Consider the following 14,071-nt stretch of genomic DNA (forward strand, 5'->3'; position numbering starts at 1 on the left):
CGGCCTGCCGGCAGGTTAGGGGCGCCTGCCGGTTTCGGGTAAAATCGCCTTTTTTTCCAGCGGCTGACCGCCGCGCCCGGCGAGTTCCCCAGACCATGACCCAGACTACTTCTCTCTCCTACCGTGATGCCGGCGTCGATATCGATGCGGGCGATGCCCTTGTCGAACGTATCAAGCCGCTGGCCAGGAAGACCCTGCGCGAAGGCGTGCTCGGCGGCATCGGCGGCTTCGGTGCGCTGTTCGAAGTGCCGAAACGTTACCAGGAGCCGGTGCTGGTTTCCGGTACCGACGGCGTTGGCACCAAGCTGCGTCTGGCTTTCGATCTGAACCGCCATGACACCGTTGGCCAGGATCTGGTGGCGATGAGCGTCAACGACATTCTGGTGCTCGGCGCCGAATCGCTGTTTTTCCTCGACTACTTTGCCTGCGGCAAGCTCGACGTCGATACCGCCGCTGCCGTCGTCGGCGGCATCGCCAAGGGCTGCGAACTGGCCGGCTGCGCGCTGATCGGCGGCGAAACCGCCGAAATGCCGGGCATGTACCCGGCCGGCGAATACGACCTGGCCGGTTTCGCGGTCGGCGTCGTCGAGAAATCGAAAGCCATCGACGGCAAGTCGATCGCCGCCGGCGACGTCGTGCTCGGCCTGGCTTCCTCGGGCGCCCACTCCAACGGCTACTCGCTGGTCCGCAAGATCATCGAACGTTCCAACCCGGACATGAATGCCAAGTTCGACGGTGAACGCACGCTGGCCGACGTCGTGATGGCGCCGACCCGCATTTATGTCAAGCAGGTGCTGGCGCTGCTCGAAAAGGTCGCGGTCAAGGGCATGGCCCATATCACCGGCGGCGGCCTGCTCGAAAATGTGCCGCGCGTCCTGCCGGAAAACACCGTCGCCGAACTGACCAAGGCTGCCTGGCCGCGTCCGAAGCTGTTCGACTGGATGCAGGCCGAAGGCAATGTCGCCGAGAACGAAATGCACCGCGTTTTCAACTGCGGTATCGGCCTGGTCATCGTCGTTGCGGCGGCCGATGCCGATGCCGCCATCGCCGAACTGAAGGCGCAGGGCGAAGCCGTCTATAACATCGGCAAGATTCGGGCACGTCAGGGTGACGAAGCGCAGACCCTCGTGGTCTGACAGCCTGCGGCGGGCTGCCGCCCTGGCGTGCAGCCTGCTGTTGTGGCAAGTCTCGTCGACCGTCTGGGCGGCGAGCAAGACGCCATCCGCCAAGCCGCTGGCCGGCAAGGTGGTCAAGAAGCCGGTCAAGGCTGCCGGCAAAGGTGCTCCGCCAAAAAAATCCGTACTTCCGGCCATCGGGCCGGCCGAAATTCTCGACGCCGACACCGTCGGTCTGCATGGCCATGCCAGTTTTTACGGCCACGGTTTCCAGGGGCGCAAGACGGCGACCGGCGAAGCCTTCGATGTCCAGCAATTCACCGGGGCGAGCAATCACTTCCCGCTCGGCAGCCTGGTCGCCGTGCATCGCCTGGATAGCGACCTGTGCGCCATCGTCAAGGTCAACGACCGGATGCACGTCAAGCACCGGCGGCGGGTCATCGACGTCTCGCGTGGCGTCGCTGAATATCTGCAAATGCTCAGTGCCGGCGTCGTGCTGGTCCGCGTTGCGGCGTTGCGCAAAGGTGCCGAGGGGCTGGGGGCGGATGTCTGTCGCGCCGCCTTCGAGCCGGAAGTCGAATGTGCCTCCTGCGGCCGCCCGCCGCGCTTGCCCGATTTCGACCAAGTGGCCGGCGACTAGAGGGTTTGGCGTCGGTCGGGCAGATTTATTTTTGGCCCGCCGGGCACTTCGTTACAATCCGTTTTTCGCCTGACCACCGGGTCCGCGTGCTGCCTTGGCCACTCTCATGAAGAAAAAAAACCATTTAGGAATCGTCGCGCTGGCGCTTGCCGGCTTGCTGGCGGTCGGCTATTTCGCCTATGTCGCCAACCGGGCGCCGACCAACGGGCCGGTGCCGGCAGCCGCAGCGCCAGGAGCGGGTGGCGCCGGGGGCAAGCCTGGCGGTTCGGCGATGGCCATCGAAGTGGCCCGGGTCAAGGCCAGCGACTTTGCCGACGATGTTGCGGCGGTCGGTACCTTGAAATCCCGCGAATCCGTCGTGCTGCGCCCGGAGACGCCCGGGCGGGTGTCGGCGATCGGCTTCAAGGATGGCTCCATCGTCGCCCGCGGCGCCTTGCTGGTGGCGCTCGACGCGGCGATTCCCGAGGCCGAACTGGCGCAGGCCACGGCCAATCTGGCCCTGGCCAAAAGCAATCATCAGCGCAATCAGGAATTGCTCGGCAAGAAATTTCTCAGCGAGCAGGCCGTGGAAAGTTCAGCCGCCACGCTGAAGATTCAGGAAGCCGCCGTCCAGCTGGCGGCCGCCAAGGTAGCGAGGACCCGCATCGTGGCACCGTTCAAGGGCATGGTCGGCTTGCGCAATATCAGCGTCGGCGATTACGTCAAGGAAGGCCAGGACTTGATCAACATAGAAGACATCGCCACGCTGCGCGTCGATTTTCGCTTGCCGGAAAGTTATCTCGGCCGGTTGAAGCCGGGCCAGAGCGTCGAAGTAACCAGCGATGCCTTGCCAGGCGAGCATTTCCCGGCACTGCTCGAAGCCGTCGATCCGCTGGTCGATCAGGGCGGCCGGGCGATTTCCGCCCGGGCCCGGCTCGATAATGCGGCCGGCAAGCTGCGGCCCGGCCTGTTCGTCCGTGTCCGCCTGCTCTTTGGCGAGCGCCAGGCGGTGCTGATGGTGCCGGAGCAGGCGATCGTTCCCGGCGCCCAGCCGGCGGTGTACCGGGTGGTCGATGGCAAGGCGGTGCTGGTCAAGGTCAAGCTCGGCATTCGCCGTGCCGCCCAGGTCGAAGTGGTGGATGGGCTGGCGGCCGACGATGTGGTGGTCACGGCCGGTCAGTTGAAGCTGCGCGAAGGCGCTGCGGTGCGCGCCGTCGGGGCGGACACGCCGGCGGCCGGGGCTGCCGCCAAATGAAGATTTCCGAGGTCTGCATCAAGCGGCCGGTGTTCGCCACCGTACTGTCGCTGGTGGTGATGCTGCTCGGCATCGTTTCCTACGACCGTTTGCCGGTCCGCGAGTATCCGAAGATCGACGAGCCGGTGGTGACGGTGAGCACCACCTACCGCGGTGCGTCGGCCGACATCATCGAATCGCAGGTGACCAAGCCGCTCGAGGATTCGCTGGCCGGCATCGAAGGCGTCGAAGTGATTACCTCGATTTCGCGGGCCGAAAACAGCCAGATTTCGGTGCGTTTCAAGCTCGAACAGGCGCCCGATTCGGCGGCGGCCGACGTGCGCGACCGGGTTTCCCGGGTCCGCAACAAGCTGCCCGATGAAACCGACGAGCCGGTGATCGCCAAGGTCGAGGCCGACGCCAATCCGATCATCTGGGTCGCCTTTTCCTCCGACAAGCATTCGGCGCTGGAAGTCACCGATATTGCCAACCGTATCGTCAAGCCCAAGCTGCAGACCTTGCCGGGGGCGGCCGATGTGCGGATTTTCGGCGACCGCCGCTTCGCCATGCGGATCTGGCTGGATCGCCAGCGCCTGGCCGCCTACCAGCTGACCCCGGCCGACGTCGAGGACGCGCTGCGCAAGCAGAACGTCGAAGTGCCGGCCGGCCGCATCGAGAGCCGCGAGCGCGAGTTTTCGGTAGTTGCCAACAGCGATCTGAAAACGCCGGAAGAGTTCGGCGCGGTCATCGTCAAGACGGCGAATGGCTACCCGGTCCGTATCAGCGACCTCGGGCGCGTCGAAATCGGCCCGGCCGCCGAGCGCACCTCGGTGCGCTTCAAGGGCCGTTCGGCGGTGTCGCTCGGCGTCATCAAGCAGGCGACGGCCAATCCGCTGGAGATCTCGCAGGCCTTGCGCAAGGAGTTGCCGAAGCTGATCAGCGAATTGCCGCCCGGCATGACGGCCGATATTTCCTACGATTCGTCGATCTTTATCGACCGTTCGATCCAGTCCGTGTTCAAGACCATCGGCGAAGCGATCCTGCTGGTCCTGGCGATCATCTTCTTCTTCCTGCGCAATTTGCGGGCGACGCTGATTCCGCTGGTCACCATTCCGGTGTCGCTGGTCGGCGCTTTCGCCATCATGTTCACCCTCGGCTTCACGATCAACACGCTGACCCTGCTCGCCCTGGTGCTGGCAATCGGTCTGGTCGTCGACGATGCGATCGTCGTGCTGGAGAACATCTATCGCCACATCGAGGACGGCATGCCGCGCCGCCAGGCCGCCTTGCAGGGGGCACAGGAGATCGGCTTCGCCGTGGTGGCGATGACGCTGACCTTGGCCGCCGTCTATGCCCCGGTTGCTTTCATGACCGGCCGGACCGGCAAGCTGTTCATCGAATTTGCGCTGACCCTGGCCGGCGCCGTGCTGGTTTCCGGCTTCGTCGCGCTGACCCTGTCGCCGATGATGTGCGGCGCCTTGCTCAAGCATGAGGAAAAGCACAGCAAGGTCTTTCTCCTCATCGAGACTTTCCTGAACTGGCTGAATGCCGGTTACCAGCGGGTATTGACTGCCGCCTTGCAGCGGCGCTGGATCGTCATGCTCGGCTTCGTCGTGGTGGCGGCCTCGAGCGGCTTCCTGCTCAAGGCATTGAAGTCGGAACTGGCGCCGATCGAGGATCGCGGCGTCATTCTCGGCATTTTCTCCGGCCCGGATGGCGCGACCCTCGACTACACCGAAAAATACGCCCGCCAGCTCGAAGACATCTACAGCCAGACCAAGGAGATCGACCGTTATTTCGTGGTCGCCGGCAACCCGATCGTCAGTCAGGGGATTTCCTTCGTCGGCCTGACCGACTGGAGTCAGCGCAGCCGGCGTTCGCCGGATATCGCCAAGGAATTGTTCCCGAAATTCCAGGCCGTTCCCGGTGTCCTGGCCTTCCCGGTGACGCCGCCCTCGCTCGGCCAGAGCCCGCGCGAACGGCCGATCAATTTCGTCATCGCGACGTCGGCCTCTTATGAGGAGCTGGAGCAGGTGACCAGCCAGTTCCTTGGCGAACTGGCGAAGAACCCGGGGCTGACCAATGTCGATACCGACCTCAAGCTGAACAAGCCGGAGTTGTCGGTGGTGGTCAAGCGCGACCAGGCCGCCGACATGGGGGTTTCCGTGGAAAACATCGGGCGGACGCTGGAAACCCTGCTCGGCGGCCGTCAGGTCACCCGCTTCAAGCGCGACGGCGAACAGTACGACGTGATCGTCCAGGTGGCGGACGTCGACCGCAGCAATCCGGACGACATTCGCGACATCTACGCCCGCGGTCGCGACGGCAGCATGATCTCGCTCGACAATCTGGTCAGCGTCTCGGAGACGATTGCGCCGCGCGAACTGAATCACTTCGGTCAGCGCCGCGCCGTGACCATCACCGCCAATCTGGCACCCAACTACACGATGGGCGAAGCCCTGACGTACATGGACGGCGTCGCCGGGCGGATCCTGCAGCCGGGCTATGCCGTCGATTACAACGGCCAGTCGCGCGAATTCCGCCAGTCGTCATCCTCGCTGCTGCTCACTTTCGGCCTGGCGCTAGCCTTCATTTACCTGGTGCTGGCGGCGCAATTCGAAAGCTTCCGCGATCCCTTCATCATCATGCTCAGCGTGCCGCTGTCGATCGCCGGGGCGCTGCTTGCGCTGTGGCTGAGCGGCGGCACGCTCAATGTTTACAGCCAGATCGGTCTGGTGACGCTGGTCGGCCTGATCACCAAGCACGGCATCCTCATCGTCGAATTCGCCAACCAGTTGCAGGAGAAGGGGCGCGGCCTGAAGGAAGCGGTCATCGAGTCATCGACGCTGCGTCTGCGGCCGATCTTGATGACCACCGGGGCGATGGTCCTCGGCGCCGTGCCGCTGGCGCTGGCCAGCGGTGCCGGTGCCGAGTCGCGCCAGCAGATCGGCTGGGTCATTGTCGGCGGCATGTTGCTCGGGACCTTCTTCACGCTGTTCGTCGTGCCGACGGTGTATTCGCTGCTGGCCGAGCGCAAGGAGGCTGTCGCAGAATAATCGATTGGCATCGACATGGCCGGGATGCTCGCTGTACCCTCACTACAATATCAAGAACCGAATGGAGTCCAGATTGCGCGTATATATCGTCGATGACGATCCGATCGTCCTTAAAACCATCGATGGCATCCTGGAGGATGACTTTCGCCGCACCTGCTTTACCAACGGCGAAGACTGCCTCGCGGCAATCGCCGCCGACAAGCCCGAAATCGTCCTGCTCGAAATGGCGCGGCCCGGCATCGACGGCCTCGATCTGTGCCACCGTTTGAAGAATGACTGGGACACCCAGGATATTCAGGTCGTCTTCGTTTCGGCGAGCGACGACATCGATACCCGGCTGCTGTGTTACGAGGCCGGCGGCGATGACTTCATCCAGAAGCCTTTCGAGCCGACCGAGCTATTGCGCAAGCTGCAGGTTTCCAAGCGCATCCTAGCCGAGAAAAAGGCCTTGCACGAACAGGCCGGCTACGCCCAGCGCACGGCGATGTCGGCGATGGTCAGCATGGGCGAGCTGGGCGTCGTGCTGCAGTTTCTCAGCAAGTCTTTCGCTTGCGGCAGCGTCGCCGAACTGGCCGCGGCGCTGCTCGATTCGATGCGCCAATACGAGCTCGATGCAGCGGTGCAGCTCCGCCTCGGCGAGGAGACTTATTCGCTGAGCCAGCACGGCCACGATTTGCCGCTCGAAGTGTCGGTGCTCAACCATGTCCGGCAGTCCGGACGGATATTCCAGTTCAGTTCGCGCTGCGTCTTCAATTACGGTCGGGTGACGCTGATGGTCAAGAACATGCCGCTCGACGATCCCGATCGCTGCGGCCGCATCCGGGACAACGGCGCCTTGCTGGCCGAAGGGGCCGATGCGCGGATGCAGGCCATCGAGGTCGATTCGCTGGCCCAGCGCCGACGGGCCGGCATCGAAGCCGCGCTGCCGCGGGTGCACGCGACGCTCGAGGCGGTGCAAGCCAACTACCGGCGCAATTCGCTGGAATTGACCCAGGTGATGATCGAGTTCCAGGAGGCGCTGATCAAGTCCTTCGTCAGCCTCGGGCTGACCGAGCAGCAGGAAGACGAGATGACCGCGCTGGCCGGCGGTTTCATGCAGCGCATGGTTGGCGCCCAGGACGCCAGCCTGGTCACCATCGAACAACTGCAGGGCCTGGCGGGCAGTCTTGAAGGGCTGCTCAGGAGTTGATGAAGGCGGCGACGCGGGCGGCGATCCGGCCGCCGAGCGCCGGCTCCAGGCAGTCGAAATTTTCCGCCGCGAAGGAATTGGTCAGCCAGGTGATCTGGCGCTTGGCCAATTGGCGGGTCGCGAAGATGCCGCGCTCGCGCAATTCCCGTTTGCTGATCGTGCCATCCTGCGCTTCCCAGGCCTGGCGATAGCCGACGCAGCGCATCGACGGCAGATCGGGACGCAGCGTGTATTTCTCGCGCAGCATCCGCACTTCGTCAGCCAGCCCGGCCAGCAGCATTTCGTCGAAGCGCCGGGCAATGCGCTCGTGCAGCACGGCGCGGTCGGACGGCAACAGGCCGATCGACAGGAAATCGTAGGCCGGCCGCTGGTGCTCGCTTTCGGCCAGCAAGGCCGACATCGGCCGGCCGGTGAGCAGGCAGATCTCGAGGGCCCGTTGCAGGCGCTGACTGTCGGTACTGTGCAGACGGGCCGCGGTGACCGGGTCGAGCTGGGCCAGCTTGGCGTGGATCGACGGCCAACCGTCGGTCGCCGCCGCAGCATCGATCTCGGCGCGCAGCGCGGCATCGGCCTGCGGCAGGTCGGCCAGTCCCTGCAACAGGGCGCGGAAATAGAGCATCGTTCCGCCGACCAGCAGCGGCACCTTGCCGGCTGCGCTGATCTCGGCCATCGCGGCCTGCGCATCGTGGCAAAAGCGGGCGGCGGAATAGCTTTCCTCCGGCGAAATCAGGTCGATCAGGCGGTGCGGATAGCGTTCCAGCGTGGCCCGGTCGGGCTTGGCCGTGCCGACATTCATGTCGCGGAAAACCTGGGCCGAATCGACGCTGATCAGCTCGACCGGGAAACGGTCGGCCAGTTCGAGGGCGACAGCGGTCTTGCCCGAGGCGGTCGGGCCCATGATCAGGATGGCGGGGGGGAGGCGGGGCGAATTCATGGCGGCGAATGCTACCACGCAGCCCGCCCGCCGCTCCGGCCTATAATCGGCACAAAACCTCGGGAGTTCTCATGTCGCTCGTACCCTGCCGCGCCTGCGGATACCAAGTCGATACCTCGGCTGAAGCCTGTCCCGATTGCGGGGCCACCAACCCCGGACGCAAGATGAGCCGCCAGCAGTCGGATCTGATCATCCTGCTGATTCAGCTGATCGTCGGCCTGGCCGTGCTGGTCGGTGGCGGCAGCATGGTCTGGCAGGCAGTCGGCCCGATCGTCAAGAGCCAGCTTGCCAAGCCGATCCAGTAAGGCGCCCCGGCCGCGGTGCGGTCAGGAATCGGTCGTCGCCAGCTGCGGCGAGAAACGTTGCCGGACATGGTTGGTCATGCCTTTGGCCAGCTCCTCTTCGCCAAAGAAGACGGTACCGATGCCTTCCTTGTCGAGCAATGCCGCTTCGTCCTCGCTGTGGGTGCGCAGGACGATCTCGATGGCCGGATTCAGCGTGCGCGCCGTATCGGACATCTGGCGCACATTGATGGTGTCCGGCGTGGCGATGACCAGCATCGCGGCGTGCGCGATGTGGGCCTGGATCAGTACCGCCGGATCGGCGGCATTGCCCGATACGGCTGCGCCGCCGCGTTTGCGCAAGGCATCGACCAGTTCGCGGTTCTGCTCGACGACGACATAGGGAATGCCGAGCTCGCTCAAGGCGTCGGCGATGCGCCGCCCGACCCGGCCGAAACCGACCAGCACGACCTGACCGGCGAGATACTTGCCTTCCGTGCTGGTCGGCAGTTCGGCGTAGGGGTCTTCCCGGCACTCGAGATTCCGGGCCAGTTCCGAGCGTTTGAGCGCCCAGTTGCGGAAGGGGGTGACGGCGGCGAAGACGAACGGATTAAGGGCAATCGAAATCAAGGCGCCGGCCAGCACCAGACTCATGCCTTCCTGCGAGAACAGGCCGAGCGACATGCCGAGGCCGGCCAGGATGAACGAGAATTCGCCGATCTGGGCCAGGCTGGCGGCGACGACCAGCGCCGTGTTGAGTGGGTAACGCAGCGTCAGCACCAGAGCCAGCGCGGCAATCGATTTGCCGACGATGATAATCGCCACCGTGCCGAAGACGTGACCGGGTTTTTCGACCAGAACCAGGGGATCGAAGAGCATCCCGACCGCGACGAAGAACAGCACCGAAAAGGCGTCGCGCAGCGGCAGCGATTCCTCAGCCGCCCGATGGCTGAATTCCGAATTGCGCATCACGGTGCCGGCAAAGAAGGCGCCGAGGGCGAAGGACACGGTGAACAATTGGGCGGCGCCGTAGGCGATGCTGATCGCGCTGGCGATCACGGCCAGCGTAAACAGCTCACGCGAACCGGTACGGGCGACCTGCCAGAGCAGCCAGGGCAGGGCGCGGCGGCCGACGATCAGCATCAGGGCGATGAACGCCGCCACCTGGAACAGTGTTTTGCCGATCGTCTGCCAGAGCGGCGCGGCGCCTTCGACCGGCCCACCGGTGCCGCCGAGGACGCCGGCGAGCGGCGGCAGCAACACGAGGATGAGGACCGTCGCCAGATCCTCGACGACCAGCCAGCCGACGGCGATCCGCCCGTTCATCGACTCCAGTATGCCGCGCGCCTCCAGCGCCTTGAGCAGAACCACCGTGCTGGCGCAGGACAGCGACAAGCCGAAGATCAGCGCGGCGCCCAAATCCCATCCCCACCACCAACCGATCCCGGTGCCCAGTGCGGTGGCCAGACTCATCTGGACCACTGCGCCGGGCAGGGCGATGCGTTTTACCGAGAGCAGGTCGCCGAGCGAAAAATGCAGGCCGACCCCGAACATCAGCAACATCACGCCGATTTCCGACAACTGGGAAGCCGTATTGACGTCGGCGACGAAGCCCGGGGTCGCCGGGCCGATCAGTATCCCGGCCAGCAGATAGCCGACCAGCGCCGGCATCTTCAGGCGCTCGGCGACAAAGCCGAGGATCAGGGCAAAGCCGAAGGCGGCAGCTATCGTGGTAATCAGGGAAACGTCATGTGCCATTCAGGGATCATTCTTAAATTATCGCGGCCTCGCCGGAAAAGTCAGGAGGAAACTTCCCCTGAGCGATCCTTGTATTTTCGCATGAATAGGCCGTTGCGCCGGCTGGCGAGCAGCAGGCCGTCAGAACAAAAAAAGGCGCGAAACGAGACCGAAATTCAGGATAATTGGCTGTGCGTCAAAGCAAAAAAGCTCGATATAAATACCGGAAAATACTGGAGACACCATGCCGACCGATAGCTTCTTCCGCCGAGCCCATTCGCGCGCCAGCGAGGCGCGCCAGGCGGCACGCGAGTTCCACGCCGGGGTCATTCAGCCCGACATGGCCCTGGTGATATTTTTTTGTTCCAGCGCCTACGATCTCGCTGCGCTGGCCGATGAATTGAAGTGCCTGTTCGGCGATGTGCTGCTGGTCGGCTGTACCACGGCGGGGGAAATCGGTCCCGGCGGTTATTGCGGCCATAGCCTGTCCGGCGTCAGTTTTTCCTCGACGGTCTGCGTCGCGGCCGTCGATCGCTATCCGCAACTGCAGAATTTCAACATGGCGCAGGGGCAAGCCTTTGCCAAGGGACTGGTCGACCGCCTGGGTGGCCGTTCACCTACGGTGTCGTCGGCCAACACCTTCGCCCTGTTGCTGATCGACGGTCTGTCGGTGCGTGAAGAGCCGGTGGTCTACACCCTGCAATCGGTGCTCGGCAACATCCCGTTATGTGGCGGTTCGGCCGGCGACGACCTCAAATTTGTCAGCACCTGGATTTTCCACGACGGGGCTTTCCATAACGATAGCGCCCTGCTGGTGCTGATCAGTACGCCTTTGCCATTCCGTATTTTCAAAACCCAGCATTTCATCAGCGAGAACGAAAGGCTGGTCGTCACCGAGGCCGATGCGACACATCGCATCGTCAAGGAAATCAACGGTCTGCCGGCCGCCGGGGAATACGCCCGCGTTCTCGGCGTGGCGGTCGAGGACCTGACGCCGGAGCGCTTTGCCGAAACGCCCATCGTCGTCGTCATCGACGGCACCGATTATGTGCGTTCGATCCAGAAGGCCAACCCGGACGGCAGCCTGACCTTCTATTGCGCCATCGAGGAAGGACTGGTTCTGCGCGTGGCGCGCGGCGTCGATATCCTGGCCAATCTGCAACAGGCGTTCGAGCATGTTCAGGAAGAAATCGGCCCGCTTCAGCTGTGCATCGGTTGCGACTGTATCCTGCGCAATCTGGAACTCGTCCGCAAACAGCTCACCGGGAAAACCGGCGAACTGTTCGATCACCACAACACGATCGGTTTCAGTACCTATGGCGAACAGTACGGCGGTGTCCACGTCAATCAGACTTTTACCGGCATTGCGATTGGCACTCCGCTCGGGAAAATCGATGACTGAACCGGCTGGCACTGCTTTGCCGCCCGATGAGGCGGCACTGCGGGCCGAAATCGCCCGTCTGAACAAGATCATCACCTCGTTGATGAACCGGGCCGAGCGCGACATGGGCGCCAAGGGCTCGGCTTTCAGCATGTTCCAGAATGCGGTCACGCTGGAAAATCAGATACGCGAACGGACGCAGGCGCTGGAAACGGCCTTCCGCGAGAACGAACGGATCAACCGTGCCTTGCAGCGCGAAAAGGAAGAGCAGCACGCCCTGATCCTGAAGCTGGAGGAGGCCCATAACCAGTTGCTGCAATCGGAAAAGCTTGCCTCGATCGGCCAGCTGGCGGCCGGCGTGGCACACGAAATAAATAATCCGATCGGTTTCGTCAATTCCAACCTGGGCACGCTGAAGAACTACGTCGGCCAACTGTTGAACCTGATCGACGACGCGCTGCTGACGGTCGAACCGCTGCTCGCCAGCGATCCGGCCATCAAGGAGCGCCTTGAGGAACTGCACCGCAAGGCCGATCTCGATTTTCTGCGCGAGGACATCGGCAGCCTGATCACCGAATCGATCGACGGGACCGCCCGGGTTCGCCGGATCGTGCAGGACTTGCGCGATTTTTCGCGGACCGGCGAAGTCGACCTCGAGTGGGTCGATCTGCATGCCGGCCTGGAAAGCACGCTGAACGTCGTCGCCAACGAGATCAAGTACAAGGCCGAAGTGGTGCGCGAGTACGGCACGCTGCCCCAGGTCGAGTGCCGGCCGTCGCAGATCAACCAGGTCTTCATGAATCTGCTGGTCAACGCCGCCCAGGCCATCTCCCAGCAAGGCAAAATCACGCTGCGCAGCGGCTGTGCCGAGAACAAGGTGTGGATTGCCATTGGCGACACCGGCAGCGGCATCTCGCCGGAAATCGTCGATCGCATCTTCGATCCGTTCTTCACCACCAAGCCGGTCGGCAAGGGCACAGGGCTCGGCTTGTCGGTTTCCTACGGCATCGTCGAAAAGCACGGCGGCAAGATCGAGGTGGCCAGCGAGCTTGGGCGGGGCACGACGTTTACCGTCTGGCTGCCGATTCGGCAAATCGAGGCAGTGCCGCTCGCTTGACGAATGTGCGGAATTGTCCGGGCTGCGGCCTTCCCGGTAGGCGATAATGGGGCGAAAAATCCATATCGAATAGCCGCCGATATTTTCCGCCTCGCCACTTCTGGTTTGCCCTCATGATCGCACCTCCATCCGCCGTTCCGCCGTACTGGACCCGACTCGGCAGTTTTTTCCTCTATCCGCTGTCGATCGAGCCGCTGCTCGCCTGCGCCGCGTTCGGGCTGCTTTCCGCTCTGGCCACGATGTTGTTCACGCCGGCCGACCTGCTGCTCGAACTGCTCATCTTCATCGCCACGCTGCGCCACGGCTACCGGGTCCTCGAACGCACGGCGCGCGGCCATCTCGACGATAGTCCGGCGTTCGACGCTGCGGCCGGGGGCGGCAAGTACCGGCCCTACAAGCAACTCGTCGTGATCGCCGTCGGCCTGACGATCTGCGCCTACGTCGCGGCGATTGCCGGTTACCAGCTGGCGACGGTGCTGTTTGTCCTCTTTGCGCTGGTTCTGCCGGCCAATGTGATGGTGCTGGCGGTCACCGACGATCTCGGCGAGTCGATGTCGCCGGGCCACCTGTGGGCCCTGATGCACGGCATCGGTCGCCCCTATCTCGGGCTCTGTGCCTGCCTGCTGTTGCTCACCTCAAGCAGCGGCGGTCTGCTCAAACTGCTGATGCCGATCGTGCCGCAGGCGCTGGTCGGCCTGCTGGCCGGCTTCTTCGGCGCCTATTTCATCCTCGTGATGTTCCGGCTGATGGGTTACGCCCTTTACCAGTATCACGATACCGTCGGGCTGGCTGTCGATATCGACTTTGAGCGACAAACGACGATTGGCGTCGCCGAAGACCCGGTGAAACGGCGCGCCGCGCAGACCGCCGCCTTGCTCAAGGAAGGGCGCTACGAGGCGGCGATAAGCCTGGCCAGGGCCGAGCTGGTCGAGCAGCCGGGCGATCTGGCCGGCAATCTGCGCCTGCATCGCTTGCTGCTGGCGGTTCCCGGTCAGGAAAAAGCGATGCTGGCCCATGCCATCGGCTGGCTGCCCGGGTTGCTGCAAGCCGGGCGGACGCACCAGGCAATCGAGGTGATCGAAGCCATCTGGCAGCAGCAAGCCGATTATCTGCCGGCCCAGGGCAGCTGTATCCTGCCACTCGCCGAAGCTTTTCTCGAAACGCGCCGGCCGCAAGGGGCGGCGCGCCTGATCAAGGGCTTCGACCGGCGTTTTCCCGGGCATGCCGACACCGCGTCGATCTATGTCCTGGGCGCCCGCCTGCTGATCGAGCATCAGCGCGACGAAGCGCAGGCCCGGCGGGTGCTGGCTGCCATCCGCGCGCATTATCCGGAGACGCCGGCGGCGGCCGAGGCCGCCCGCCTGAATGAGCTGCTCGATCGGCTGGCGGCAACGCCGGCCGTCTGACT

At 63.9% G+C, this 14,071-nt stretch carries 11 protein-coding genes; 9 read left to right on the forward strand and 2 right to left on the reverse strand.

Going from position 1 to position 14,071, the window contains the following annotated elements; translation table 11 throughout:
* Window positions 1–95: 95 nt before the first annotated feature.
* From purM to ACLIKD_RS03920, 5 genes are all read left to right on the forward strand, one after another.
* Window positions 96–1,136, forward strand: coding sequence for a phosphoribosylformylglycinamidine cyclo-ligase (gene purM, locus ACLIKD_RS03900; protein WP_226418957.1), 1,041 nt, complete (start codon window positions 96–98; stop codon window positions 1,134–1,136).
* Entirely contained in the window at window positions 1,108–1,755 is a 648-nt protein-coding gene (locus ACLIKD_RS03905; protein ID WP_428827246.1) for a septal ring lytic transglycosylase RlpA family protein, read from the forward strand. Before purM ends, ACLIKD_RS03905 begins: the two co-directional genes overlap by 29 nt.
* Window positions 1,756–1,861: 106 nt before the next feature.
* Complete coding sequence (locus tag ACLIKD_RS03910) at window positions 1,862–2,989, forward strand: efflux RND transporter periplasmic adaptor subunit (protein ID WP_428827247.1); 1,128 nt, start codon at window positions 1,862–1,864, stop codon at window positions 2,987–2,989.
* A complete protein-coding gene (locus tag ACLIKD_RS03915) occupies window positions 2,986–6,024 on the forward strand; it encodes an efflux RND transporter permease subunit (protein WP_428827248.1) in 3,039 nt (1,012 codons plus the stop codon). The genes ACLIKD_RS03910 and ACLIKD_RS03915 overlap by 4 nt, the downstream gene beginning before the upstream one ends.
* 73 nt (window positions 6,025–6,097) lie before the next feature.
* Complete coding sequence (locus tag ACLIKD_RS03920; RefSeq protein ID WP_226418961.1) at window positions 6,098–7,213, forward strand: response regulator; 1,116 nt, start codon at window positions 6,098–6,100, stop codon at window positions 7,211–7,213.
* Here ACLIKD_RS03920 and miaA read toward each other — a convergent pair.
* Window positions 7,203–8,147, reverse strand: coding sequence for a tRNA (adenosine(37)-N6)-dimethylallyltransferase MiaA (gene miaA / locus ACLIKD_RS03925; protein WP_428827249.1), 945 nt, complete (start codon window positions 8,145–8,147; stop codon window positions 7,203–7,205). The genes ACLIKD_RS03920 and miaA overlap by 11 nt on opposite strands.
* Window positions 8,148–8,218: 71 nt before the next feature.
* Between miaA and ACLIKD_RS03930 the strand changes: the two genes are divergently transcribed.
* Window positions 8,219–8,452 (forward strand): hypothetical protein, encoded by a 234-nt coding sequence (locus tag ACLIKD_RS03930; RefSeq protein ID WP_226418963.1) that lies wholly within the window; start codon window positions 8,219–8,221, stop codon window positions 8,450–8,452.
* 21 nt (window positions 8,453–8,473) lie between these two features.
* On the opposite strand, the gene ybaL is transcribed toward ACLIKD_RS03930, so the two are convergent.
* Window positions 8,474–10,186, reverse strand: coding sequence for a YbaL family putative K(+) efflux transporter (ybaL, locus tag ACLIKD_RS03935; RefSeq protein ID WP_428827250.1), 1,713 nt, complete (start codon window positions 10,184–10,186; stop codon window positions 8,474–8,476).
* A gap of 223 nt (window positions 10,187–10,409) precedes the next feature.
* Between ybaL and nosP the strand changes: the two genes are divergently transcribed.
* The 3 genes from nosP to ACLIKD_RS03950 all read left to right on the forward strand — a co-directional run bounded on the left by nosP (window position 10,410) and on the right by ACLIKD_RS03950 (window position 14,069).
* Entirely contained in the window at window positions 10,410–11,567 is a 1,158-nt protein-coding gene (nosP, locus tag ACLIKD_RS03940; protein WP_428827251.1) for a nitric oxide-sensing protein NosP, read from the forward strand.
* The gene (locus ACLIKD_RS03945) at window positions 11,560–12,663 is read left to right on the forward strand and encodes an ATP-binding protein (protein WP_428827252.1); all 1,104 of its coding nucleotides are present in this window, start codon (window positions 11,560–11,562) and stop codon (window positions 12,661–12,663) included. The genes nosP and ACLIKD_RS03945 overlap by 8 nt, the downstream gene beginning before the upstream one ends.
* A 113-nt stretch (window positions 12,664–12,776) precedes the next feature.
* Window positions 12,777–14,069 carry a tetratricopeptide repeat protein gene (locus ACLIKD_RS03950; RefSeq protein WP_428827253.1) on the forward strand — a complete coding sequence of 431 codons (1,293 nt, stop codon included), beginning with the start codon at window positions 12,777–12,779 and terminating at the stop codon, window positions 14,067–14,069.
* Window positions 14,070–14,071 lie beyond the last annotated feature (2 nt).

This window comes from Azonexus sp. IMCC34842, assembly GCF_050368855.1.
Classification (GTDB): domain Bacteria; phylum Pseudomonadota; class Gammaproteobacteria; order Burkholderiales; family Rhodocyclaceae; genus Azonexus; species Azonexus denitrificans_A.